18 protein-coding genes and 3 tRNA genes are annotated in these 25,684 nt (G+C 36.0%); 15 read left to right on the top strand and 6 right to left on the bottom strand.

The window, feature by feature from the left end:
• Positions 1-130: 130 nt before the first annotated feature.
• From E0946_RS01465 to E0946_RS01450, 4 genes are read left to right on the top strand one after another with little or no spacing between them, the layout of a single operon-like run.
• A complete protein-coding gene (locus tag E0946_RS01465; protein ID WP_133200693.1) occupies positions 131-334 on the top strand; it encodes a 4Fe-4S dicluster domain-containing protein in 204 nt (67 codons plus the stop codon).
• 8 nt (positions 335-342) lie between these two features.
• On the top strand, positions 343-1,422 hold the full coding sequence (locus E0946_RS01460) for a 3-methyl-2-oxobutanoate dehydrogenase subunit VorB (RefSeq protein WP_133200805.1): 1,080 nt from the start codon (positions 343-345) through the stop codon (positions 1,420-1,422).
• 10 nt (positions 1,423-1,432) lie between these two features.
• Complete coding sequence (locus E0946_RS01455) at positions 1,433-2,182, top strand: thiamine pyrophosphate-dependent enzyme (RefSeq protein WP_133200804.1); 750 nt, start codon at positions 1,433-1,435, stop codon at positions 2,180-2,182.
• Positions 2,182-2,736, top strand: a complete 555-nt coding sequence (locus E0946_RS01450) for a 2-oxoacid:acceptor oxidoreductase family protein (protein ID WP_133200692.1) — start codon at positions 2,182-2,184, stop codon at positions 2,734-2,736. The genes E0946_RS01455 and E0946_RS01450 overlap by 1 nt, the downstream gene beginning before the upstream one ends.
• Positions 2,737-2,809: 73 nt before the next feature.
• Here E0946_RS01450 and E0946_RS01445 read toward each other — a convergent pair whose 3' ends face one another.
• Positions 2,810-5,242: a sodium-translocating pyrophosphatase gene (locus E0946_RS01445; RefSeq protein WP_133200691.1), complete on the bottom strand. Its 2,433-nt coding sequence runs from the start codon at positions 5,240-5,242 to the stop codon at positions 2,810-2,812.
• 302 nt (positions 5,243-5,544) lie between these two features.
• Between E0946_RS01445 and prfB the strand changes: the two genes are divergently transcribed.
• The 4 genes from prfB (at position 5,545) to E0946_RS01425 (ending at position 9,939) form a co-directional block, all read left to right on the top strand.
• Positions 5,545-6,658 (top strand): peptide chain release factor 2 gene (gene prfB / locus E0946_RS01440; protein ID WP_243713689.1). Its coding sequence is split into 2 segments (ribosomal slippage): positions 5,545-5,616 and positions 5,618-6,658, totalling 1,113 coding nucleotides; the frame shifts between segments, so codons are not numbered across the junction.
• Between the two features lie 7 nt (positions 6,659-6,665).
• The gene (locus E0946_RS01435) at positions 6,666-7,409 is read left to right on the top strand and encodes an isoprenyl transferase (protein WP_243713688.1); all 744 of its coding nucleotides are present in this window, start codon (positions 6,666-6,668) and stop codon (positions 7,407-7,409) included.
• On the top strand, positions 7,406-8,194 hold the full coding sequence (locus E0946_RS01430) for a phosphatidate cytidylyltransferase (RefSeq protein ID WP_133200689.1): 789 nt from the start codon (positions 7,406-7,408) through the stop codon (positions 8,192-8,194). The genes E0946_RS01435 and E0946_RS01430 overlap by 4 nt, the downstream gene beginning before the upstream one ends.
• Positions 8,195-8,208: 14 nt before the next feature.
• Positions 8,209-9,939: a chitobiase/beta-hexosaminidase C-terminal domain-containing protein gene (locus tag E0946_RS01425; protein WP_243713686.1), complete on the top strand. Its 1,731-nt coding sequence runs from the start codon at positions 8,209-8,211 to the stop codon at positions 9,937-9,939.
• A gap of 366 nt (positions 9,940-10,305) precedes the next feature.
• On the opposite strand, the gene E0946_RS01420 is transcribed toward E0946_RS01425, so the two are convergent.
• The 5 genes from E0946_RS01420 to E0946_RS01400 all read right to left on the bottom strand — a co-directional run bounded on the left by E0946_RS01420 (position 10,306) and on the right by E0946_RS01400 (position 17,426).
• Positions 10,306-12,441 (bottom strand): aldehyde ferredoxin oxidoreductase family protein, encoded by a 2,136-nt coding sequence (locus E0946_RS01420; RefSeq protein ID WP_133200688.1) that lies wholly within the window; start codon positions 12,439-12,441, stop codon positions 10,306-10,308.
• 2 nt (positions 12,442-12,443) lie between these two features.
• A complete protein-coding gene (locus E0946_RS01415; RefSeq protein WP_133200687.1) occupies positions 12,444-12,839 on the bottom strand; it encodes a 4Fe-4S binding protein in 396 nt (131 codons plus the stop codon).
• 58 nt (positions 12,840-12,897) lie between these two features.
• On the bottom strand, positions 12,898-14,799 hold the full coding sequence (locus E0946_RS01410; protein ID WP_133200686.1) for a transketolase: 1,902 nt from the start codon (positions 14,797-14,799) through the stop codon (positions 12,898-12,900).
• 66 nt (positions 14,800-14,865) lie between these two features.
• Positions 14,866-14,941, bottom strand: a tRNA-Ala gene (locus tag E0946_RS01405).
• A gap of 361 nt (positions 14,942-15,302) precedes the next feature.
• The gene (locus tag E0946_RS01400) at positions 15,303-17,426 is read right to left on the bottom strand and encodes a DOMON domain-containing protein (RefSeq protein WP_133200685.1); all 2,124 of its coding nucleotides are present in this window, start codon (positions 17,424-17,426) and stop codon (positions 15,303-15,305) included.
• A gap of 473 nt (positions 17,427-17,899) precedes the next feature.
• On the opposite strand from E0946_RS01400, the gene E0946_RS01395 reads away from it, so the two are divergent.
• The 7 genes from E0946_RS01395 to E0946_RS01365 all read left to right on the top strand — a co-directional run.
• A tRNA-Pro gene (locus E0946_RS01395) sits at positions 17,900-17,977 on the top strand.
• A gap of 15 nt (positions 17,978-17,992) precedes the next feature.
• Positions 17,993-18,068: transfer RNA gene (locus E0946_RS01390), tRNA-Val, on the top strand.
• Between the two features lie 29 nt (positions 18,069-18,097).
• Positions 18,098-19,069 (top strand): NAD-dependent epimerase/dehydratase family protein, encoded by a 972-nt coding sequence (locus E0946_RS01385; protein ID WP_165942050.1) that lies wholly within the window; start codon positions 18,098-18,100, stop codon positions 19,067-19,069.
• Entirely contained in the window at positions 19,066-21,006 is a 1,941-nt protein-coding gene (locus tag E0946_RS01380; RefSeq protein ID WP_207930807.1) for a hypothetical protein, read from the top strand. The genes E0946_RS01385 and E0946_RS01380 overlap by 4 nt, the downstream gene beginning before the upstream one ends.
• Positions 21,003-21,662 (top strand): HAD family hydrolase, encoded by a 660-nt coding sequence (locus E0946_RS01375; RefSeq protein WP_133200683.1) that lies wholly within the window; start codon positions 21,003-21,005, stop codon positions 21,660-21,662. The genes E0946_RS01380 and E0946_RS01375 overlap by 4 nt, the downstream gene beginning before the upstream one ends.
• A complete protein-coding gene (locus E0946_RS01370; protein ID WP_133200682.1) occupies positions 21,659-22,345 on the top strand; it encodes a hypothetical protein in 687 nt (228 codons plus the stop codon). The genes E0946_RS01375 and E0946_RS01370 overlap by 4 nt, the downstream gene beginning before the upstream one ends.
• 449 nt (positions 22,346-22,794) lie before the next feature.
• A partial coding sequence (locus E0946_RS01365; RefSeq protein ID WP_133200681.1) for an autotransporter outer membrane beta-barrel domain-containing protein occupies positions 22,795-25,684 on the top strand: 2,890 nt, incomplete at its 3' end.

Below are 25,684 nucleotides of genomic sequence, written 5' to 3'. Positions count from 1 at the left end.
TTATTTAGTTATGAGTGTAAGTTGCATATCTATTCTTTAACCTTTGTTTTGAAGAAATAATTTGACAGAAAGAGCTGTTTATAAGCTTTATCACAATATTAAAATATCAATAAAATAAAGGAGTAAAGCCATGCCGAGAGTAACGGTAGACCCGTTTTATTGCAAAGGTTGTGGGCTCTGTATCATTGCTTGTCCGAAAAAAATTCTAAGATTTTCTGAGGATATCAATGATAAGGGTTATCACTATGCTGAATGTTTTAATCAGGAAGATTGTACCGCCTGTAGATTGTGTTATATAACCTGTCCGGATGTGGCGATAACAATTGAAAAGTGAGGTGAATGATGTCTAAAATATTAATGAAAGGAAATGAAGCAGTAGCTGAAGCAGCTATAAGAGCTGGTTGCAGATTATATTTTGCCTATCCCATCACGCCTCAGAGCGAATTGATAGAGTATATGGCAAAGATGATGCCTAAAGTAGGTGGAACTTTCATTCAAGCCGAAAGCGAAATTGCTGCTATAAATATGGTCTATGGTGCAGCAGGGGTAGGGAAGAGAGTGATGACTTCCTCTTCTTCTCCTGGAATATCTTTAAAGCAGGAAGGTATTTCTTATATGGCTGGAGCAGAACTTCCTGCGGTGATTGTTAATGTTCAAAGAGGTGGTCCTGGACTTGGTGATATTCAACCTGCCCAGGGTGATTATTTCCAAGCTGTTAAAGGCGGGGGACATGGTGACTATCAATTAATTGTTCTTGCTCCCAGTTCTGTTCAAGAATTTGCTGATCTGGCAGCTGATGCTTTTGATTTAGCCGATAAATATCGTAATCCCGTGATGATTTTAGCTGATGGTATGCTCGGACAGATGATGGAACCCGTAGAATTTAAACCAGCAAAAACTCAGGAAGAATTAGATGCTTTAGCAAATCAACATTTATCCTGGTGTATCTGTCCCAATGCGGATGGAGATGCAAAGCACCATCATGAGATAAATTCCCTGGAGCTTGACCCTGAAATTTTAGAAAAAAAGGTAAGCAAGCTTTATGAAAAATATGCAGAAGTAGAAAAAAACGAAGTTCGGTATGAAACCTATAATCTATCCGATGATAATGAAATCCTATGTGTTGCCTGGGGAACAGCTGCACGTGTGGTTAAATCTGCAATTAATGAGCTTGTAGCTCAGGGTAAAAGTATCGGATTAGTGCGTCCCATAACCTGCTGGCCCTATCCTTATGAAGCTATTGCCTCTGCTATAGGTCCTAAAGTGAAGAAAGTATATGTATTTGAGTTGAATTCAGGACAGATGGTAGAAGATGTAATGATTGCAGTGAATGGCAAAGTTCCAGTAGATTTCTGGGGTAAATTAGGTGGTATAGTCTTTACTCCAGCAGACATTCAAGCCAAACTTGAAGCTTGTTTTTAAGGAGGAAATGATGCAAGTTATAGCAAAAAGACCTGAAACCTTGACCGCTGAACCCTTCACCTATTGTCCAGGTTGCACTCATGGTATAGCAACTCGTCTTATTGCAGAAGCAATAGAAGAGCAGGGTTTAATTAATCTTATGGCTGGAGTTGCACCAGTTGGATGTGCTGTTTTTGCCTATAAATTCTTCAATTTTGATATGGCAGAAGCTGCTCATGGTCGTGCTCCAGCAGTTGCAACAGGTATGAAACGGGGAAGACCTAATATGCATATTTTCACCTATCAAGGTGATGGTGATTTAGCTGCTATTGGAACTGCAGAGATTGTGCACGCAGCTAATCGTGGTGAACATATCAGTGTCTTCTTTATTAATAATGCTATCTATGGAATGACTGGTGGTCAAATGGCACCTACAACCCTAGCTGGAATGAAAACTACTACCAGTCCTTATGGAAGAAATCCTGAAGATATAGGCTATCCTATCAGAATGTGTGAACTTCTGTCTTCTCTGGTTGCTCCTTATTATATTGAAAGAGTATCACTTCTTAGTCCTGGAGATATCCTTCGTGCTAAAAAGGCAGTTAATAAAGCTATTCAATATAATAAAGAAGAAAGAGGTTTCACCTTTGTTGAACTTATAAGCACCTGCCCAACAAACTGGGGATTTGATCCAGATAAAGCCAGAGAATGGGCAAAAGAAAATATGTTGCCCTATTATAAACTTGGCGTATATCGTGATAAAGGTGCGGGGGTAGAATAATGACTACAGAAATGATTTGTGCTGGATTTGGCGGACAGGGAGTTCTTACTATTGGTAGATTTCTTGCTCAAGCAGGAATGAAAGAAGGGAAGAATGTTTCCTGGCTACCCTCCTATGGTCCTGAAATGCGTGGTGGCACTGCTAATGTTTCCACCGTTATTTCAGATGGACCCATTGCATCTCCCATAGTTAGTTATCCTGATGTGTTAGTGGCTCTTAATCAGCCTTCATTGGATAAGTTCGGTCCTATGGTTCGTAAAGGTGGAGTCATTATCTATAACACAAATATGTGTCCTCGTGGTTGTAACAGAGATGATGTACAATTGATTCCCGTTCCAATGAACGATATTGCTAATGAAATTGGCTCATCTATTGTATTAAATATGCTGGCAATAGGCATTATTATTGGCAAAACTGGCCTGGTTAAGTATGAAACTATTGAAGATGAACTGAAATCGTTCTTGCAAGAAAAGAATCCCGATTTATTAGATAAGAATCTACAAGCTATTAAAAAAGGGATAGAAATAGGGAAACAATATACCTCAGTAAAATAAATTAAGCATAAAAAACAGGTGCGAGAAATATTCCTTTCGCACCTGTTTTTTTTATGAGATAACTTTCTTTTGATTAAGGAGTTTTTATTTCTGTGTTCTTTGAATCTATCCTTTGTCCAATATTATTATCTATGATGACAGGAACAGGTTCATTTTTTTGTTCCTGTGAACTTTGCTTTTCTAAGCACTGTTGCTGTTCATAAAGTGCTTTATCAATTCTGATTAGCTGGTTTTGTTGTGATATATCCACTTTTTGTTTACTGAAGGGTGGTTGAATCTTTTCCACCTTAATGGAATAATTAACAATCAGTCCTGCAAATACAATGGAGACCATACTCATAAGTTTTATAAGAATATTTAAAGAGGGACCTGTTGTATCTTTGAACGGGTCTCCAACCGTATCACCCACTACAGTAGCTTTATGAGCAGGAGAAGATTTACCTCCATAATTTCCTATTTCAATATACTTTTTTGCATTATCCCAGGCACCACCTGAATTATTTAGCATTAAAGCCATAACAAAGCCACAGGTTATAGCTCCAGTAAGCACTCCTAAAACTCCGGTTATTCCAAGCACTATACCAACTATGATGGGAGTAAGAATCCCTACTAAAGCTGGGGCTAACATCTGTTGTTGTGCTCCTTGAGTGGCAATAGTTACGCATCGGGCATATTCTGGTTTTGCTTTTCCTTCCAGAATACCAGGAATCTCTCTGAATTGTCTGCGCACTTCTGCCACCATTTTACCTGCTGCATTACTTACGGCTTTAATAGTCAGTGCGGCAAAGAATAATATTACCATCCCTCCGATGAAGACTCCTAATAAGAATTTTGGATTAAGAACATGAATTTGGTAGAAGTTTATAAAATCCATTACGGTAGCATCGTTTACATTTACTTTATCAATCAGTCCCTTACCATAATTTATATACATAAAGATATACTGTCCAGCTTTATCTCCTGCAAGCAGTAAACCATTTCGTACCTCATCAAAATAGGCAGCCAGTAAAGTCATTGCTGTTAAAGCAGCTGAACCTATGGCAAATCCTTTTCCCGTGGCAGCAGTAGTATTTCCAACACTATCCAGAGTATCAGTCATAACCCGAACTTTTTCCGGTAATTCAGCCATCTGAGCATTACCACCAGCATTATCCGCAATAGGACCGTAAGCATCCATTGCCAAAGTCACACCAAGAGTTGCCAGCATTCCAACTGCACCAAAACCAATACCATATAGACCCATTTCAATGGATTGAAAACCATGACTGCAAATAAAAGATAAAAGGATACCGATAACAATTGTAATAACAGGTGCTGCCGTAGACCTCATTCCTACAGATATTCCTTCTAAGATTACTGTAGCAGGTCCATAGTTTGCTTGTTCTGCTATTCCTCTCGTAGCCTTGAAACTATATGAAGTTGAATGTTCGGTAAAGACACCAATTAAGACACCACAAGTAAGACCTACTAAAATAGCAGTAAACACACCGAAATAATAATCTGCAGGAAGTAGCCATTTAGTTACAAAGAAAGCTGCTACAGCTATGAGAATAGAGCTTCCATAAACACCTTTATTTAATGCAAACATCAGTTCTTTAGGACCGGCATCTTCCTTAGTACTAACCATAAATATTCCAAGAATGGAAAGAAGAATACCAATTCCTGCCAATATCATTGGTGCAACCACGAAATTGATGCTTAAGTGAGCAAAATTTTCACCTAAAGATGTTACGGCACTCATTCCTAAAGCAGCAGTGGCTAATATAGAGCCTGCATAGCTTTCATAAAGGTCTGCTCCCATTCCTGCCACATCGCCTACATTATCACCTACATTATCTGCAATAGTTGCAGGATTACGAACATCATCTTCAGGGATATTTTCTTCAACTTTTCCAACCAGGTCTGCTCCAACATCTGCAGCTTTAGTGTAAATTCCACCTCCAAGACGAGCAAATAAAGCTTGAGTGGATGCACCCATACCAAAACTGAGCATTATTACTGTAATCTGTCTTAAGGAGAAAGTTTCCGGAAATAAGTTCAAAATAAAAAACCATAATGAAATATCCAGGAGCGCAAGACCAACCACGGTTAATCCTAAAACAGCACCTCCCCGGAAGGCTATTTTGAGTCCTTTATTTAAACTTTCTGAACAGGCTTGAGTGGTGCGATTAGAAGCCAGAGTTGCCATATTCATTCCTATGAAACCGGCTAAAGCACTAAAAAAACCTCCAGTCAAAAAGGCAAATGGAACTAACCAATGTAGAACATGTAGCACCTGTGCCATTATATTAAAGACTATAAATGCCAGCAGGAAGAATAGTGCCACTACTTTGTATTGTTGTTTTAAATAAGCAAAGGCACCTTCTCTCACATAGCTTGCGATTTCTACCATACGAGCATTTCCTGGATCTGCTTTTTTCACTTGATGGAAAAATATTGCAGCAAAGATTAGAGCTGTGATTGCTCCAATTGGTGCAATGTACCAGAGTGTTGGAATCATATTCATCACCTCTATTCAGTAAGTATGTAATAGAAACTTTAATCTTTTGCTTTTCTATAATAATCTGCTCCTATTGTCAATATTTTTCTGTTTAAAACTTAATGAAGCAGGGCTAATATAATTCCTATCTCATTATTTTACTGTATATTATGGAAATCGGAGAATCTAATGCTTAGAGTTCGTTATTATATCATCTTTAACTATTGAAATGGATAACATTGATATGAGATAAAGAATAATTTATTTGACAATACCAGTGTTTTAAGATTAAAGGATTAAAAGAATGGAAAAAATGAGGATAAAATAATATGGAATATATAGATTACAAAAAAGAAGTTAACTCAATGCTTTCCCAGATTTCTGAGATTCGGAGGTTACTTTGATCAGGAAGGGAAACAAAAGCAGATAAATAAATTACAAGAAAAGATGAGTCAGCCAGATTTCTGGGAAAATCCGACGGAAGCCAAGAATATAAGCCGAAAACTTAGCCAGTTAAATGAAGAATTAGAGCATATTGGAACTCTTGACCGCTTAAAAGGGGAACTTGAGACCTATCTTCAGTTATTAGAAGAAGATTTTTCTCCTGCTCTATTTGAAGAAGCAGTGCAAGAGTTGCCAGCTCAAAAGCAGTTTATAGAAAAAGCTGAAATTGAATGCTATCTGAACGATAAATATGATTATGAAGATGCCATTCTGGTTATTCATTCTGGTGCAGGGGGCACAGAAGCTCAAGATTGGGCAGAAATGTTGCTTAGAATGTATACGCGTTGGGCAGAAGAGAATGGTTTTCAATATAATATTATAGACCTTCTTCCGGGTGAAGAAGCGGGAATTAAAAGTGTCAGTATGGAAATTAAGGGTCCCTATGCTTATGGAATGCTGAAAGCCGAAATTGGAATTCATCGTTTAGTTCGTATCTCACCTTTTAATGCTCAAGGAAAAAGACAGACTTCTTTTGCTTCAGTATATGTATATCCCGAATTTGAAGAAGATATTGAAGTTGATATTGATCCTAAAGACCTTAGAATTGATACCTATCGTTCCAGTGGTGCAGGAGGACAATATGTTAATACCACTGATTCTGCTGTAAGAATCACTCATATACCTACAGGCATTGTGGTTTCTTGTCAGAATGAGCGTTCTCAGATTCAAAATAGAGAGAAGGCTATGGCAATCCTGAAATCCAGACTTTATCAATACTATGAAGAGCAAAGAGAAGCAGAAAAACAAAAGGAAGAATCTGCTAAAAGTGATATTGGCTGGGGACATCAAATTCGCTCCTATGTGTTTCAACCTTATCAAATGGTTAAAGACCATCGCACAGGTTATGAAGTAGGGACAGTGGATAAAGTTATGGATGGTGATCTGGATAATTTTATTTATGCTTGGCTGAAACAAAAAGCATTAGAAAAAGCACAATGAGGGAAGATTGAACTATAAGAAGCTATTACCCGAAGTTGATTTACAAAATCTGCCAAATCATATTGGAATCATTATGGATGGAAATGGACGCTGGGCAGCAAAAAGACACCGTCCACGCGTTTATGGACATAGAGCTGGAGCTCGTGCAGTTCGCAAAGTGGTAGAACTTGCCACGGAGATTAAACTCGGTTATTTGACTATTTATGCTTTCTCCACGGAAAACTGGAAGAGACCAGCAAATGAAGTTCAAGCTTTATTAAAACTATTAAAAGATTATCTAATTAAGGAACTACCAGAACTGAATAGAGAAAATATTAAAGTTAGAATTATAGGAACTCAGGACCGATTAGACCCTTCTTATTTAACAGAAATCCATCAACTTGCAGGAGAAACAGCGCAGAATACAGGTTTAAATCTTAATATTGCCTTTAATTATGGCGGTAGATTGGAAATTATAGAGGGAATCAAGAAACTTTTTCAGGAATCTAAAAATAATCCTGAATTGGTAGATAATTTGACTCCTCAAACCTTTGGAAATTACCTTTATACTGCAGGTCAACCTGATCCAGATTTAATTATTCGCACCAGTGGTGAATATCGTTTATCCAATTTTTTGCTCTGGCAATCTGCTTATGCGGAAATTTACATCACAGAAACACTCTGGCCCGATTTTGATAAAGTTGAATTTCTCAAAGCAATAATTGATTTTCAAGGACGGAAACGTCGTTTTGGAGGTATTGAATCAGAATGACAGAATTGCAAAAAAGAGTTCTGGTCGCAGTAATATTTATTCCCATTCTTCTGACAGTGCTGTATCTGGGTGGAGCTTATTTAGCTGTTACTTTTGCCCTAATTGTGATTCTTGGTTCTGCCGAATACATTGCAATGTTGCGGAAAGCCTCTTTTTCTGTTTCCTGGTACTGGTTAGCTATTATTTTTGCTGTGTTTGTCATTATGTCCTTTCTTACTGGATGGGAACTAATTATTGGGTGGATAATATTTTTTCTGGCAGTCCTGGAAGCATTGTTTAAATGGAATGAGCAAAAATCTATTCCTCAAATAGCTTTAGAGTTATTTGGTTTATTTTATATAGGTGTAATTCCTGCTATGTGTCTTCGTCTGGGTTTGAATTTTAGACATCCCAATCTGCTTTTATGGTTAGTAATTTCAATCTGGGTAACTGATTCTGTAGCCTATTTTATAGGAATGAGGTGGGGAAGACATCGGGGGATTTTCCCTATTAGTCCTAAAAAATCTATTGAAGGATTTATTGCGGGAATTATTGCTCCTTTTATTATTATGATTATATTATATTTTATAGGGATTATTAAGAGTTATCAAGACTTGATTTTAGTTGCTGTTGCTGCTGGCATATTTGGACAATTAGGAGACCTGGTGGAAAGTATGATAAAACGCTTTTGTGGTGTAAAAGATAGCTCTAAATTAATTCCTGGACACGGAGGTATACTGGATAGATTTGACAGTATCCTTCTGGCTGGTTCTTTTTTATATTGTTCTTTAATAATACTACAATAAGTGAGGTGAAAAAAATGATTAAAAAGATTCTATTACCTGTTTTAATGCTGGGCTTTGTATCGCTGATATTTGCTCAAGCAGTAGACCTGTTTATCTCAGAATATGTTGAAGGTAGCTCCTATAACAAAGCTATTGAAATATTCAATGGAACTGGAGCTCCCGTAGACCTTTCTCAGTATACGGTTAAACTGGCTTCCAATGGAGGTGCCTGGTCTACAACTAATAGTGTTACCCTCTCTGGAACTTTAAACAATAATGATGTGTATGTCATTGCTAATACTCAGGCAAATGCAGCTATTCAAGCAGTGGCAGATTTACTTCATAATGTTACTAATTTCAATGGGAACGATTGCATAGGTTTATTCCATGGAACAACCTTAATTGATATCATCGGTGTATATCAACAAGACCCTGGAACCGCTTGGCCTGTAGCTGGAGTTGATGGTGCTACTTTAAATCATACCTTGATTCGTAAACCGGAAGTTATTCAAGGTAACACAGATTGGATTGCCAGTGCGGGTACAAATCTGGATAATTCAGAATGGCTTGTCTATCCTCAAGATTATATTGATAATCTCGGTTCTCATACCTTCAATCCTGGCGGTTCTCAACATTGTGCCACTCCAACTTTTAATCCTCCAGGGGGTGTCTACACTGGACCTATTTCTGTAACGATTAGTACAACTACTCCGGGTGCTACTATCCATTATACTTTAGATGGGACAGATCCCACTGAATCTTCTCCAGTATATAACACAACTATATCTTTACATACTAATACCACTATCAAAGCAAGAGCTTATGCCAGTGGCTATTCTCCCAGCTATATTGCTACCGCAAACTATTTCTTTCCCATAGTAGTTAGTAATCTAACTGAATTAAGAGCTCAAACGGCAGGAGATGGAACCGTATATATGGTATCAGGAAAGGTGGTTTTAACTTTCCAGCAAAACTTTAGACATCAAAAATATGTTCAAGATTATCAGGCTGGAATTCTGATTGACGATCCTTCAGGTGTTATAACTACTACCTATAATCTGCTGGATGGAATCACAGGTCTAACGGGGACTATTGCCTATTATAATAATATGCTACAGCTAACTCCCGTAATAGATCCAGGTCCTGCCACTTCTTCTAACAATGAAATTAATGTACCTACCGTTACTATAGCTCAAATTAATGCCAATGTTGCCACTTATCAAGCTCGCTTAGTGCGCATTAGAAATGCTCATTTCTCCGAGACCGGAATCTTTGCTACGGGACAAAACTATACTTTAATTGACGATACGGGCTCAATAGTCTTCCGCACTACTTTCTATGATGTAGATTATATTGGACAGCCCATTCCGACAGGAAATTTCAATATCTGGGTGTTGGTAAATCAATTCAATCAAACTCCACAGGTAACTGCTCGGATGTTATCCGATTGGAGTGATGTTCCTGTTAACGATGCTATAGAGACACCACAAGTGGCTCAGTTAATTGGAAATTATCCTAATCCTTTCAATCCCAGTACCACCATTTCTTTTTCTACAGCCAAAAATGAACCTGTTCAAATAACTATCTTTAACCAAAAAGGTCAGATAGTGAGAACTTGGGATATTGATTCTAAAGAAGATGGTATTCAGCATCTGGTTTGGGATGGAAGGGATCAAAATGGTAATCCAGTTACCAGTGGCGTTTATTACTATCATATGAAATCAGGTAAATATTCGTCCAGTCGTAAAATGGTTTTAATGAAATAAACTTAAATCAAAAGCTGGTTCATTTAAAAACAGCTTAAAATAAAAGGTCTTGCCCATATATCTTTAGGTATAAAAAGCAAGACCTTTTTTATATTTACTTTATTATGAAAAGCTTATAACGAAACATATCATATAGATGCTTATATTTCTTTAAAATCAGCAAAAGTTTCTCTATCCTTACGCTTTCCTGCCTCTCACTTATGAAAAGAGCTAAGAAAGAGCTAAGGGAGAAAAGGGAATATACTGAAGGAGAATACTTTAATAGTTATTATAAAAATATTACTCTATGCTTTTCTTATTATAATACTTACACTTTCAGGATTTATTTTCCTTACTTATGGTAATTTCTGAAAGAACGATGGAATTTTAGAGAAAGCGTTTAACTACTTCTACTACTTCAGGAAGGTCCATTCCCAGACTTTTCAGATGTTCAATCGTGGGAATTCCTTCTTTAGTCCATCCCTTTCTTTTATAGACTGCATCTACCAGTTGTTGATACTGGTCTTCTCTATAAGCACGAAGGAGAGCCATTTTTTCTTGAGTAGACTTACCTTCGGGGTCTATTCCCTGTTTTTCCTTTAACAGTTTATCATAGCGTTCTTTACGAGAAAGATATTCTTCCTCTGTGACAGGACCAACTGCTCTATAAGGTGGAATATCATCTATGCGACGACCTTTACCCATTCTCATACAGAAAACCTTTTGAAAATTATAAACTCTTTCCGATTGGCGAATGAGTTCTTCCTTATCCAGAGGTCTTCCTGTGATAGCAGTGTAGATATCAATATAATTTTGCACATGCTCAGGAACTTTTGCTGGTTCATCAGTTTCCGCATTATTGGCAGGTTCTATATCATTCCAGGGGAGTTTACATAGACCCTGTAAGCCAAACCAGGTGCGGAACATAGGAAAATAGTGAAGAGCTTCTGCTTTATCTTCAAAAGTGGGAATCTGATTATTGACCATATCCATAAAGATTAACCAGGCTTCATCATGTTGAGGTCCTTTCAGGGCTAAGGTATAACCGCCTTGCTGAGCTAAAGATTCTTTGGACATATATTGAGAATATTCCAGACCTTTAGCTTCCATTCCTATATCCTGTAAAAGTTTTGGGTCGGCGCCATATTCACGCGCAAAAATCTCCTTCATTTTATGGACACCCTGTCCAACTATCACTCCAAAACCTTCACCTCGTCCCATTTGATGAATCAATTCAAAAACACTGTCAGCGTTTCCCCAACTTAGATCAAGACCGCCGGTTCGTTCTTTATTTAGTATTCCATATTCATAGCATTCCATAGCAAAAGCACAACTCGTACCAAAGGAAATGGTATCAATGCCATAGGTATCACAATAGAAATTGAGTTCTACCACATCTCTGGCATTCCAGATACAAAGATTTGAGCCACAACCTCCAACGGTTTCATATTCGGGTCCATCAACGGTCACTTTTTGTCCTTTATAAGGTCCGGTTCTGGGTATAAAATTATCCACTGCCTTACAACAGGAAAGAGAACAGCCAAACCAGCATCCATCAGGTAATCCCTGCGTGAATAGCTTTTTGAATTCCCAAGAAGCCAACCCTTTTGCTTCTTCCATTTGTCCATATTTGAAGTTCTTAATAGGGAGAAGGTCGTAATCATTCATTATTTCAACCAGATGAGCAGTTCCCACTTGACGCATTCTATTTTGTTTATCATCACCTTCTTCTATTTCTTTATGGAGTTTGAGTCCGGTTTTCTGCAAGGTCTCCAGGTCTACGGGATGATTAGTGTCACCTTTTAATCCGGAATATTTAACCACCAGCGCTTTAATCTTTTTATCCCGAAAGACCATTCCTGTTCCACCTCTACCTGCCTGTTTTAACCTTGCCACCTTTCTTCTTTTGTCCCAGAAAGAAAAATTCAAACAAGAGATAGGAACATATTCTGCTGCCTTTCCGCTGGAGACTACGGAAACATATTGATAGCCATTGGGATTGTCTGCAAATTCAGCAATGAGTCTTTCTGCCAGGATATGGCTATTTATCTCTTCATCTGGTGCAGAAAGTATTTGTACTATCCCTTTATCACCATCTATAAAGACAATGATTTCTTCCTCTGATTTGCCTTGGATTTCTATGGCATCCCAGCCGGAAAACTTGGCATAAGGTCCAAAGTGTCCTCCCACATTGCAATCTATAGGAATATCCGTAAGAGGTGAAATAGTCGTGACAATGGATTTTCCACTTCCTGGATAATTGGTATTTCCACAAAGAGGACCAAATGCAATGCAAATTTCGTTCTCAGGGTCATTCCATCTGGTGGTATCTTTAACTGAATGCCACATCAAATAGAGGTCAAATCCTTTTCCACCTACAAATTTATCTATCATTAAATCTGTTACAGGACGGGATTCTATTGCTTTCGTGCTAAGATTGATATATAAAGTCCTGCGATTATAACCTTTTTCTACAGGTTTTAGTTCATAAGGAAATTCAGCCAACACTTTTCGTTCTGTCATTATTAATTCTCCTGTTTTTCTTCTATTCTGATTGCTTCAGTAGGGCAACTATCCAGGCATAATCCACAGGCAATGCATTTGATTGGAATTATGCCACCAAGATAACGAAACATTGATTCATTAGGACAAGCAGCAATACACATATAACAACCTACACACAGACGATTATTAACCAAAACTACACCCTGAGCATTTACCGTTAAAGCCAGAGTTGGACAAACCTGAACGCAGGTCTCACATTGATTGCAGGCTACTATATGAGCAGATTTTTCTCGCTCTTCAATACGGATGCGAGAACGCTCCAGGTCATCTACTTTAAAATAAATACGCGCACAGCTGATTTCACAAGCATGACAGGCAATACAATCTTCATCGTAAGTATTCAGGAACTTTTTCATCCCTTGCTCCTAAATAATATCTTTTATGAAATCTTTTTGTTTAAATAAGGACTAATTGTCAATCTTTATTTATCAGTTCTTGTTTTATTCTCTCTTTTATGGATTCAGCATCCAGACCAACAGCTTTGTATAAATCGTTAGAAGTGCCACTGCTTCCATAGTTCTTAACTCCGATTTTGATTAAGCGAGCAGAAAGATTTTCTTCAGCTAAACGATCTGCAATTATAGAGCCTAAACCGCTATGGATATTGTGATCTTCTATGCTGAAGATGAGACCAGTATTTACAGCTTGAATTAAGGTATCACGGTTTATTGCCAGAGGACAAGAAACATATATTAACTGTAGATTGATTCCTTCTTCTTTTAAAGTATCCACTGCTTTTAAGGCATTTCCAATAGGAGTTCCAGTAACCATCACAGTTGCTTTATCACCTTTTCGCAAAATATCGCATTTTCCATAGTCAAAAGCGTAATTCAAATCATAAAAAGGTGTACCATCATCTTTCAGAATTATCAAAACAGCAGATCTTCCCATTGTTACTACATAGTTTCCAGGTTTGTCTATTAACCAGCGAATAAGGCGGTCAGTTTGATTAGGGTCAGCGGGAATAATCAAATGAAAACCATACCAGTTACGAACAATTCCTATATAATCAATGCATTGATGAGTTTTTCCGTCTTCTCCCACATCCAGACCTGTATGAGTTAAAACCACTTTAAGATTGGTATGATTGATATCGTTTAATCTTTGCTGATTGTAAACCTCATCCAGTCCAAACACTCCAAAATCAGACCAGAAAGTCTGGATCCCGCAAGTAGAAAGAGCTCCAGAAAGCACGGCAGTATTGTGTTCCATTATTCCACCTTGAAAGAAACGGTCAGGGGTCACTTTTTCAAAAGCTGCTGTTTTAACGCTGCTTTGCAAGTCACAATCAGTTACCACAATAGGAGTAGAATTGTTTTTATTGATTTCTGCCAAATCAGCAATTGCATTTCCCCAGGCGGATCTATTGTCAGTTGGTTTTTCATAAAGCATAGGATTACCCGATTTCAGATTACATTGAAGAGCATATTTATCCTTAGTGGGCTTTTGCTTTACTGGCTTGAATTCTGCTCTCATCATTTTATAATCTTCCAGCCGGTTGGATTGTCCAAGATAGTGTAAGGCTTCTTCTAATTGGGCTTCATTTAAAGCAGCACCGTGATATTTAGCCTGATTTTCCATAAAGGGAACTCCTTTTCCCATCACAGTATGAGCTAATATCATCAAAGGATAATCCTTATCTCTGGTCATTTGAAGGGTTGAAAGTATCTCTTGATAGTTGTGACCATCAATTTCTATAACTTTCCAGCCATCCGATTCCCAGTTAGCTTTGATATTTTGGGGCATCACGGAATGGATATTTCCACTTATCTGAAGTTCGTTATAATCTACAATAGCAGTGAGATTATTCAGTTGATATTTAATAGCGAATCTTCTTGCTTCCGAGATTTGTCCTTTTTGTTGTTCTCCATCTCCCATCAAGACATACACATTATAGGGAATATTATTTATTCTGGAAGCGAGAGCAAATCCTGCTCCAGCTGAAAGACCCTGTCCTAAATTACCTGTGCTCCATTCCACACCTTTTACATCCCTTTCTATATGACCTTCATAGATGCTGCCTGAAAGTCTGAATTGAGATATAACCTCATCCAGATTATGATATCCATTCAAAGCAAGAGCAGTATACACCGCAGGAGAAATGTGTCCATTGCTAACTACTACTCTATCTCTATCTGGTAAATCTGGATTTTGAGGATTATGATGAATAAACTGGTATAAAGTTAATAATAAATCAATGGAGGACATAGAACCACCAGGATGCCCTGAGCCAGCTAAAGTAGTCATAGTGAGTATGGCACTTCTGGCAATAATAGCCTGTTCTTGTAAGCGGGAAATCAATTCGGAATCTGTCATTTGTAAACCTCATTTAATAAAGAAAGAGCGGTTTGACTTCTTTTTAAGACAAACCGCCTCAAAATTTGGTGGAGCATAGGAGGCTCGAACTCCTGACCTCATGACTGCCAGTCATGCGCTCTCCCAACTGAGCTAATGCCCCTGGTTCTTACATATTATTCATTACCTTTATTTTTAAATATATTGATTCTGTCAAGCAGAAATTGTCCATTGTTTTAATTCATTGAGTTCGTATGGTTAAAAAAATATTTATTCTCTCCACATATCTATTTTATGTTCCCTTTATAAAAGTTAGAGTTTAAATAATTTCTAAAACCTTGAAATATTAACTATATTATAAGTATATAATCTAATGACTTATATGTAATAATTACTATAAATTTGAAATCATTGCATAAAAAACAGTGGTCTAGATAACTCTCTTGCTTTAATCTCTATATCATAAGTTTACAATGATACAAAAAAATTTGGACGGTTGTAAGCATTTAAAACAATGAACTAATTTAGATACTTAGCGATATCTTAACATAGACAGTAGAGCCAGTTTTATTAAAATTACCGAGAGGTTCATCAAAAGTTATAGGTTCATCTTGAAGCAGATTATTTTTTAGGCCGAGGTAGATAAAGTAATTGGGTTTGAATTCATAGCGGAGGTTGGAATAATAGTTAAAATTGGAATAGGAGGTAGGAGTTTCGTAAGTAGTAATGCTTCCTCCGAGGGTAAATCTGAATCTTTGCACAGGGGTAAATCTTAGAGAAGCATTGATTATAGCGTATTGGTTATCCAGATATAAAGTTAGGGGAATGCCATTTATATCTATGATATTTTCTTTAGGATAGTCATATGATACAAGATTTCCTTGGACTTGATAATACAAACTTTTTTGAGGAGTGCCAATTATCCTAAAGGTGATAGTATTCATTTGTGAGGTTTTATTTAAGGCATAAACCAGAGTTTCTCCTGTTATCCAATTTATATATAGAGAAAAATTTTTCCAGCATTTAAAATTCAAAATATTATCCATACTAAATACATTGTGTTTTTGATTGATATTATCATAAATACTATAATAACCAGGTCTAAAGGTGTAGAAAAACTTAGGTTTAAATCTTAGAGTTAACATTCCAGAAAGGTCATATTCAGTTTTTTTATCATCATCGGGATGTAATTCTTGCATTTCTGCCATTCCTAAAACAGATACTAATTGAAGAAAACCAGGGAAGGGATTAGACTGCCAGTAAGAAGATAAGGAATATCCCAGTCTATCTTTTCCATATAAATATCCAGCATCAGCAAAGATATCTTTACTTATTTTTGCAATATAAAGAGAATTTTCCCATTTGCCAGGATAATAATTAATTCCAATTTGTCCCAGGTATCCTTTTTTGAGGGAATTATCTTCTTCATTTTCATTTTTGCGGAGGCTTCCAGCAAGGGAAGTATTCAGCGAAAGTACTTTAGATAACCTATATTCATAGACACCTGAATAGACATAATTATAATATCCAGTATTAGTTCTGGCTATGAAAGCATTTCCCATAGTGAAATTCCCGATAGTTGGAATAACAGAAAGAAGCTGAAAATAGTCATCGGGATTAATTAATTCGCCTCCACTTACAATTTTTTTATCCCAAGCACCGAGAATTCCCCATCTGGTTTTTCCTAAACTTCCCGTTGCTTTATAGGCTAATTGAGGTTGAACTATATTTCGGGAATAAAAAAAGTCGGAGAAAATTCCGAAAGCATCAAGATCTTCTATAAAGAAGAAACGATTTTCATCATAATAAGGGGGATATTTTAGATTATAGATATCCTGGGCATCATCTGGAGGGACCTCTGAAAAGTCAGGGTTCATACTAAGTTTTATTTTGGTAGTGGGATTGGGATGATAAGCGATATCCAAACCAACCATATCAGGATCGTAGCTGGAGGTCTTTTCAATTAAATCATAACTTTTAACGAAATAGGGTTTAAAATCCAAATTAAATTCCCGGGTAATCTTTTGGTTTAGCTGGATTTTATGACCAGCAGTAAAGTAATCTTTCTTCTGATTAGTGTTGAAATAGGGAGAACAGTAATATTCAGTAGTGGCATATTTATAGCGGCTAAGAATTATATACCAGTTGTAGGGAAGATCAGATTTGAATCTCAATTCACCCAGAGGTATTTGCATTGTAAGTTCCCAGTTCTTATCATCATAAGAGGTTTTATAGCTATATTTGCTATCCCAATTCAAATCAACAGACATATCCTCTTTACGAATTCCATCCACCAAATTGCCATTGGGATAACCTGTGTAGTAATAGGCAAAATAAGCATAGGGAAGTGTAATCAGCTGAACACTTACATAATCAGAGAACATAGCTTCATCTCTAACTTCTACAGGACCAACCACAAATTGAGAGTCTATCGGACAAGAGAAATGTATCATAAGATTATTTCCCTGTTGCCATAACCATACTTTAGTAGGATTTTCTTCAGGTTTTTTGTCATCTGGGTCATTTCGCACGAAATTGGTTAGCATATCATCATCTTGTAGAACGGGAGTATAGGAGACAGGAACTACTAAAGCTTGGATAGATAAAGTGAGTAAAAGGTAAAATATAATAAAACAAGAATATTTCATTTCAAATTAACTACCTTTCTATCTTTATTTTTAAGAGATTAAAAAACCTTAATGGATTAAAGCAAGTTCTGTCAAGTAAAAGTTTTAAAAATAGTTTTTATTTTATTAATTCTGACATTTGAAACCTTTTTTAATTTTAAAAATATCCTCTCTCCTTATGTCCAATTTATGTCCAGCTTATGTCCAACTTATGTCCAGCTTATGTCCGAAATGGGACATAAGTTCAAGATTTATAGGACATTAGTATTTTATATGGTATGTAGATGGAGAAAATGGTTATAAACCAAGGGAAATTTTAATTAATAGGAATGAAAGAATTATAAAGAAAAGAGAAATTTATGGTTAAAGAATAAAATATTGAGGGGAATTAAGAAAGCAGACAAATAAAGTTATATAGCAATAGATGATAATTGTTTAAGTAGGGAATTTTCAGCTTGACAATTAATGAATTCAGTTTTAATTGGATAAAAATTCGGGGTGTAGCGCAGCCCGGTTAGCGCACTGGTTTTGGGAACCAGGAGTCGGAGGTTCAAATCCTCTCACCCCGACCATAATAAAAAGAATAAGGGCGCTTAGCTCAGCTGGAAGAGCGCATGCCTTACACGCATGATGTCGGGGGTTCGAGTCCCTTAGCGCCCACCATATTTTATCAATTAAGTTCTGGATGTGTAATGAGAATAGGTATAACAGGTGCTAATGGTTTTGCGGGTAGCAATTTTGCCAATTATTTTCAATCCCAAGGATATGAGGTTAGAGGTATAGTTCGTCCTCATGCAGACCTTAGTTTATTGGATCCGAATCTGGATATTCAATTCACGGATTACAATTCCCAAGATGAGTTAAAAAGAGTTCTGGAAGATGTAGATGTCCTAATTCATAATGCCGGTGCCGTAAGAACTCATACTTTTATGCAGATGATAGAAGCCAATGTAGGGACTACCAGAAGAGTGATGGAGGCATTTAATCATAGTTCTAAAGGCAAAAGATTCATCTATATAAGTTCCCAAGCTGCTTCTCATCCCTCCAGAGATATGGAATTAGCTAAGGAAGAAGACCCTTCTGCACCCGTTGATTGGTATGGAAAAAGCAAAGTTCTTGCAGAGAAAATCATTAAAACAGAATGCGTTAAAGAATGGGTTATCGTGCGACCCTGCTCTATTTATGGACCTGGTGAAAGGGATTTTTATCAGGTTTTTAAAGCTGTTCAAAAAGGGATAAATTTCCATATAGGAAGAAAACCTCAATATATGAACCTTATTTATGTTCGAGAACTGGCACAGTTTCTGGAACTCTGTCTCACTCAGAAAACTGCAGTAGGTGAAATCTTTTTTGCTTCTGATGGTGAAATTTATACACAACAGGATTTTATGCATCTTATTGCAGAAATATTAAAGGTCAAGACCTTTGAAATAGCGGTCCCTGTTCCCCTGGCTAAAACGGCTTTTTATGCAGGAGAAGCATTTGAAAGGATAACAGGCAAAACTACTCTCTTAAATAAACAAAAGATGAAAGAAATAGTTGATGTTACTTGGCTTTGCAGTATAGAAAAAGCTAAAAGATTATTGGGTTGGAATCCGCAACCCAATCTAAGAGAGCATTTAAGCGAAACAATTCAGTGGTATAAAGAGCATAACTGGCTATGAAAGTATCATTAAAATCTATTTGTTTTTTTCTATTTTTGTTTCTTGCAGGAATGTTATATGCTCAAAACACTACTGCTCATCTGGAAGGAGAAGCATTAGTACTTCCTGAATCCTGGTCTTTTCGTTACGATCCTGCTCAAGTGCTGGTTAAAATTAAAGTGGAAGCAGATAGCACTTTAAGTTTAATTAAAGTTATGGATGGAAAAGAAGAACTTACTTCTTTAATTCAAGAATTTCTTTCAAGATACAAGGCAAATCTTTTGTCTATCCCCGTTTCACCTGATACTGAAGTGAATGTAGTCATTGATTTAATTCAGGTGCCCCCTTCATATATCACTTATATGACTCATGGCAAAACAGGCAATTTAAAAGATATAGAAAAATGGATAACAGAAGAGAGAAAATCTTTAAGCTTTCATCAACCGAGCCAAGATTCCGTTTCTGCCAATGGTTTTACCTCGCTTAAAGAACCCTACCGGTCTGGATACTTTTTCTATTCCCGTTCACAATATGATGATTATCCCTCTCTTTATGGATTTAAATTACAGAATTCGCTCTACTCTTCCTCTTTTTTCCAGAACTTGACTCTCGGTTTCTTTGATTTTGAGGAAGAGATTATGGAACTCAATGGCACAGAAAAATACTATCCTTATCAAGCTACTTTAAGTGATATAGAAGTGGGAATTGGAGATTATGAACATTTATTTACCAGAGTAGCTTTAAAGAAGAATAATCTTTTTGAATATAAGGATTTATATTTAAGTTTAGATTTTCTCACTCAAACAGGATACTGGCTGGAAGAAGATGCCAGTCGCAATGCCTTAAAACTTAATCTTAGTGTCCCTATCGGGAAAACTAATCTTAATTTTAGCTGGCTTGACCAAAATTCAAAGCTTTCTATGCTCAGCCTTCGTCCAGAATTCTGGTTGCCTCAAAACTTTATCGTAAAAGACCACTATAATGTTTTATATGCAGGATTTAATTGGATTGGACCCAACCTGGCAATTTTATATGAACAAAATGATATAAAATCCGATAAATTTATTAAAAACTTGCATAATGAAGCTTTACATCTTCAAGCCTGGAAAGATTTACAGATTCAAAAAGTTGAGCTGGCGTTAAAATATGAGCATATCATCTCTGATTATAACTATGAAACAGGAGAGCCAGATTATAAAGATAGAGCAGAAATGCAATTCCGCTGGAATCGTAATCCTCTAAAATGGGATTGGAAAACTGAACTTACCGATTTTCAACAGCTTCAAGTGGCTACGGATTTTTCTTACTCTTTTAATAAGTTTAGATTTGGTGCTTTTGCTTGCGGGAATTTTAACCCATTGGAATCTTCCTTCTGGATTCCAAGTATTTATAGCGAAACAGATTCCCTCAGGAATGTCCAGATAAGAGAAATCAATAATGCTGGAGTTTATACAAGCTATTCTTTTAAAGCACCTTCTTATCTGACTCTTTCTCTTGGAAGAAGGATTGTAGAGGATATCTATCCCGAAATGGAAACGGAATTAAAAGAGAAAAAGGAGCTTTATTATGTCAGATTGGTTGCAACCCTGGATAAAATTTGGGATAAATGGGAAATCAAATGGCAACCCGCTCTAATCTGGCAAAATAATTATGCAGGATTATTTGAAGAACCGGAATTTGAAGGATGCAGCTATCTTAACCTTTTCTATCATTTACCTTATAATAATGCACTCTTTGCCGGATTTTCTCTATCTGGGCACAGTGGTTACTGGAATTCCGATCCTTCCACCTTTTTTGTAGATTCTTCTTCTATAGTAGATTTATGGGCTGGAGTTCAAATTAGCAATAGATTTGAGTTTCAAGCTACCTATAAGAACCTAATGGATACCTCCATCTATGGTGTTTATCCTGTTCCTCCTTCAATTTATGCTTCTGTTCGGTGGTTTTTTCTTAATTGAAAGAATATCAAGCTATCATCTTTGATATGGATGGAACCCTCATAGATTCTATGTATCTATGGCGAGAAGTAGATAAAGAATTTCTACAAAAAAGAGGATTTTCAGTGCCTGTTGACTTATTTCATCATCTTCCCCAGGGCAATTCTTTCATTCAAACGGCACAATATTTTAAGGACCGATTTGGATTAGCGGATAGCCCTGAAAGTATTATGCAAGAATGGAATGATATGGTAAGCTGGCATTATGAAAATGAAGTGAAACTTAAACCTGGTGCAAAAGAAGTGCTGGCGAAATTATACCAGAAAAAAATACCATTAGGTCTGGGGACAAGCAATTCTTATGATTTAGCAAAAAAGGTTTTAACTCGGAATGGAGTCTGGGATTATTTCTCTGCTGTAGTTACAGGTGATATGGAACTTCTGGGTAAACCCTATCCTGATATCTATCTGGAATGTGCCAGACAACTAAAAATCCCACCTGAATACTGTTTGGTTATTGAGGATACTCTACCTGGAATTCAGGCTGCTAAAGCAGCAGGTATGAAAGCTATAGCAATCTATGATGAAGATAGTCTGGAATTTCATCCTCAAATGCAAGTTTTGGCAGATGCCTTTGTCCATAATTTTAAAGAATTGGAGAATATTTTAAACCTATGAAACCTTTATACATAATCATTGGAGCTTATGGAAGCGGGAAAAGTGAATTCAGTATTCATCTGGCAAAAAGTCTCAATCAACCTGATAACAAAGTGGTTTTAGCTGATATGGATGTAGTCAATCCCTATTTTCGCACGCGTGAAGTACAAGAAGAATTCGCTCAAATAGGAATTAAAGTTATTGCCCCTGAAGGTGCCTTCAAACATGCCGATTTACCAATGCTTTCACCAAGTATCAAGGGCGCTATTGAAAACTATGAGGAAACCGTTATTCTGGATGTTGGAGGTGACCCTGTTGGATGTAAAATTCTGGGAAGATTTCAAACTGAAATAGAAACTCGGGGTTATCAGATGCTTTTTGTAGTTAATACCTATCGTCCTTTCACTACTAATGTAGATGAAATCTTATCTATGAAAGCACAAATGGAGGCTTCTTCCAGACTGAAAGTTACTGAATTTATATGCAATAATAACCTTATGGAATACACTACCCAAGAAGTAGTGGAAGAAGGAATAAAAATACTTAATGAATGTAGTGAAAAAACAGGTTTGCCATTTAATTATTATCTCGTGCTGGACCTTTATCAAGACCGCGTTCCTGATGGTTTAATGGGCAAAAAACGCATCATTATGAATTATACTTTCCGAAAACCCTGGGAATATTATGTGATGAAAGGAATATAAATAAGGGTACCCCTTTTTAAAAGTAAGTCATCAGTTTAGTTAAATTATAATTAATCAGTTAGTCATTGATAACTTTTTTCAAAATGCCTATTGTGTAAGGTTAAAACCGATAAATACGATAAATACAACTTAGTCATATACTATAAGGGTTTTTACTTACAACTCATATTATGTCTTGGGAAGATTTAATCTTTGTAAGCTCAGTCACTATAGTTTACACCTATAATTGTATGTAATCCATTAAATAAAGATTTTAAAGGGGAAGATAAAGACCAACATTTTCTCCTTTTTATTTGCTATTCTACCATTTATTTACATAAAATCTAGCAGAGTTCATGTATATTCCATTTTATAGATAAAAGAATATAAATGGTTTTGCCAGAATTAAATTATATTTCTTGTTTGACTTTAATTTTTCATTATATTTTATCTCTATATGGGAGGATATTATGAAAAAGATCTTTCTAATATTTATCGTCTTGTTTAGTTTTTTAAGCCTCTGGGGCGTTATTGAATCAGCCCCTGGTGGCGGTGTTTGGGATAACGGAAATTCCTGGATAGGCAACATTGTTCCTAATCCCAATGATGATGTGTTAATAACCTCCAACATCGTATTAAATGTTGATGCTTCCTGTCATAATTTCACTATTTCAAGTTCTGGATTAATCCAGAATAGTTATGGAGATCATAGACAGTTTACTATCAATGGTAATCTTTCTAATGCAGGATTTATCAAAAACAACCCTAATGGCTATTATCTTTTTGTGTATGTTAAAGGGAATGTGGAAAATTCAGGTTTTATTATAAACTATGAGTTAGCTTTTTTAGGAGAAGAAGCCCAATATTTCACAAATTCAGGTTCACTTTCACCGGCTTATCTCATTGATAATTACCCTAATAGCTCAGTGATTCTTCTTTCTGATATAAGTACCAATAATACTATTATTGATTTCAATAACGATCATTTAGTACTTCATAGTCCCTCTGGGACTTTCAATCTTTCTATGTCTGGAGGCTATCTGACTGACGCTATACTGGAAGGAGGAAATGGTGCTTCTCTTTCAATGACCGGTGGTTGTTATTTAGAAAATAGCTATGCTGATGAAATCGTCTTTAATGGAACGATTATTATTAAAGATAATGTAGTTATAGATTATCTTATAAATCAAGCCACTGTTTATAACTACTTTGGTGATAACCGCACTTTTACTATAAACCAAAGATTGGATAATTATGGAACCATTTGCAATAATCCAACTGCTTATTTACTATTTGTTAATATTGCAGGAGATGTAAATAACTATGGAACCATAAGAAGTAATAAAATCTATCTAACAGGTGCAGCCCAACATAAATTGTATCAATCCGATTCTTATCATTCTTTTAACTCCACTAATTTTATTGTTTCTGGAGAAGGAAGCACTAAAGCTTTATCCAACATTTATTTTCTTAATTGTGAGATTAACTTAAATAATACTACGATGATTCTTTACAATGAGGATAATAGTTATGGTCTCTATTTAGATAGTGGAAAACTATTATACGCAATCCTTGAAGGTGGAACTGCAAGTGTTCTAAACCTGGTAAATAATGCTTATCTTTCAAATGTTTCAATGGATAATTTCATCTGGCAAGGAACAATAATAATAGAAAATTATGTAAGCATTAATAATCTTATCAATCAAGCGACTGTTTATAACTACTCTGGTGACAATCGCATTCTTACCATAAATCAAAGATTGGATAATTATGGAACTATCTGTAATAGTCCTAATACTCACTGGCTATTCTTATCTATAGCAGGAGATGTATATAACTATGGGACCATCGTAAATTATAAAATTAATCTTATCACTCTCACTAAAGATAAAACTGGTGTTGCTGCTCATTTACTTTATCAAGATAATTCCACTCATTCTTTTAATTGTAGTTATTTTTATATATCTCCTGAGAAAGGTTGTAAGGCTTTATCTAATCTTTATTATACAAATTGTGAAATTAACCTGAATAATGGTATTATGCAGCTATATAATGGAAGTAATAGTTATGGTCTCTATATAAATAGTGGAAAACTATTAAATGCAAATCTTGATGGTGGAACTGAAAGTATTCTGAAACTGGAAAATAATGCATATCTTTCATATGTTTCAATGGATGATTTCATCTGGCAAGGAACAGTAATAATAGAAAATAATGTAAGTATTCATAATCTTATCAATCAAGCAACTGTTTATAACTACTCTGGTAATCATCGTACTCTTACTATAAATCAAAGATTGGACAATTATGGAACTATCTGTAATAGTCCTAATACTCACTGGCTATTCTTAACCATAGCAGGAGATTTATATAATTATGGAACTATATCCAATTATCAAATAGATTTCATATCTAATACCCAGCATATCTTACTTGTACAGGATGAAAATCATTCGATAGCTTGTTCTCATTTCTATATTGATTCTGTTGGGATTTCCAGAGCTTTATCCGATCTTTATTATGCCAATTGCGAGATTAATCTTAATAGTAATACTATGATGCTATATGATGAGGATAATAGTTATAGTCTCTATATAAATGGTGGAAAACTATTAAATGCAAGTCTTGATGGTGGAACTGAAAGTGTTCTAAAACTGGAAAATAATGCTTATCTTTCAAATGTCACAATGGATGATTTCATCTGGCAAGGAACAGTAATAATAGAAAATAATGTAAATATTAATAATCTTATCAACCAAGCAACTGTTTATAACTACTCTGGTAATCATCGTACTCTTACTATAAATCAAAGATTGGACAATTATGGAACTATCTGTAATAGTCCTAATACTCACTGGCTCTTCTTAACCATAGCAGGAGATTTATATAATTATAGCGGCATTTTTAACTATCGAATAACTATGAATGGCACGCAAGATCAGCATTTTCAACATATGACGGGTAGCTCTATCAATGTTAATTATTTTACTCTTGTTTCCGATGTAGGAGCTGCTTATTGGTATTTCAATGATTCTACTACTCCAGTTAATTCTTTCCCTGCTAATAGTATAAATATTAACCCTAACCAATATGGGACTTGGCAATCCAGAAATCCGGAAACAGGAGAAAACGGTAGGTGTATTATAATAAGTACTGGTGAAGCACATATTGATACCCCTACAGCTTTTACTATTTATACCGCTAATGGTATTCCCAAACTCCGCTGGAATCAGGTTTCAAATGCTCTTTTCTATCATCTTTTTGTTTCTACCACACCAGAGGGTCTTTCAACTGTTACTCCTATTACTATTTATGACACTGATTTATCAGATAATATAGTAACAGTAGATTTAGAGGGAG

The sequence above is a fragment of the Candidatus Syntrophosphaera thermopropionivorans genome, assembly GCF_004353895.1.
In the GTDB taxonomy this organism is placed as follows: domain Bacteria; phylum Cloacimonadota; class Cloacimonadia; order Cloacimonadales; family Cloacimonadaceae; genus Syntrophosphaera; species Syntrophosphaera thermopropionivorans.
This window is presented reverse-complemented; position numbering and strand designations above follow the sequence as displayed.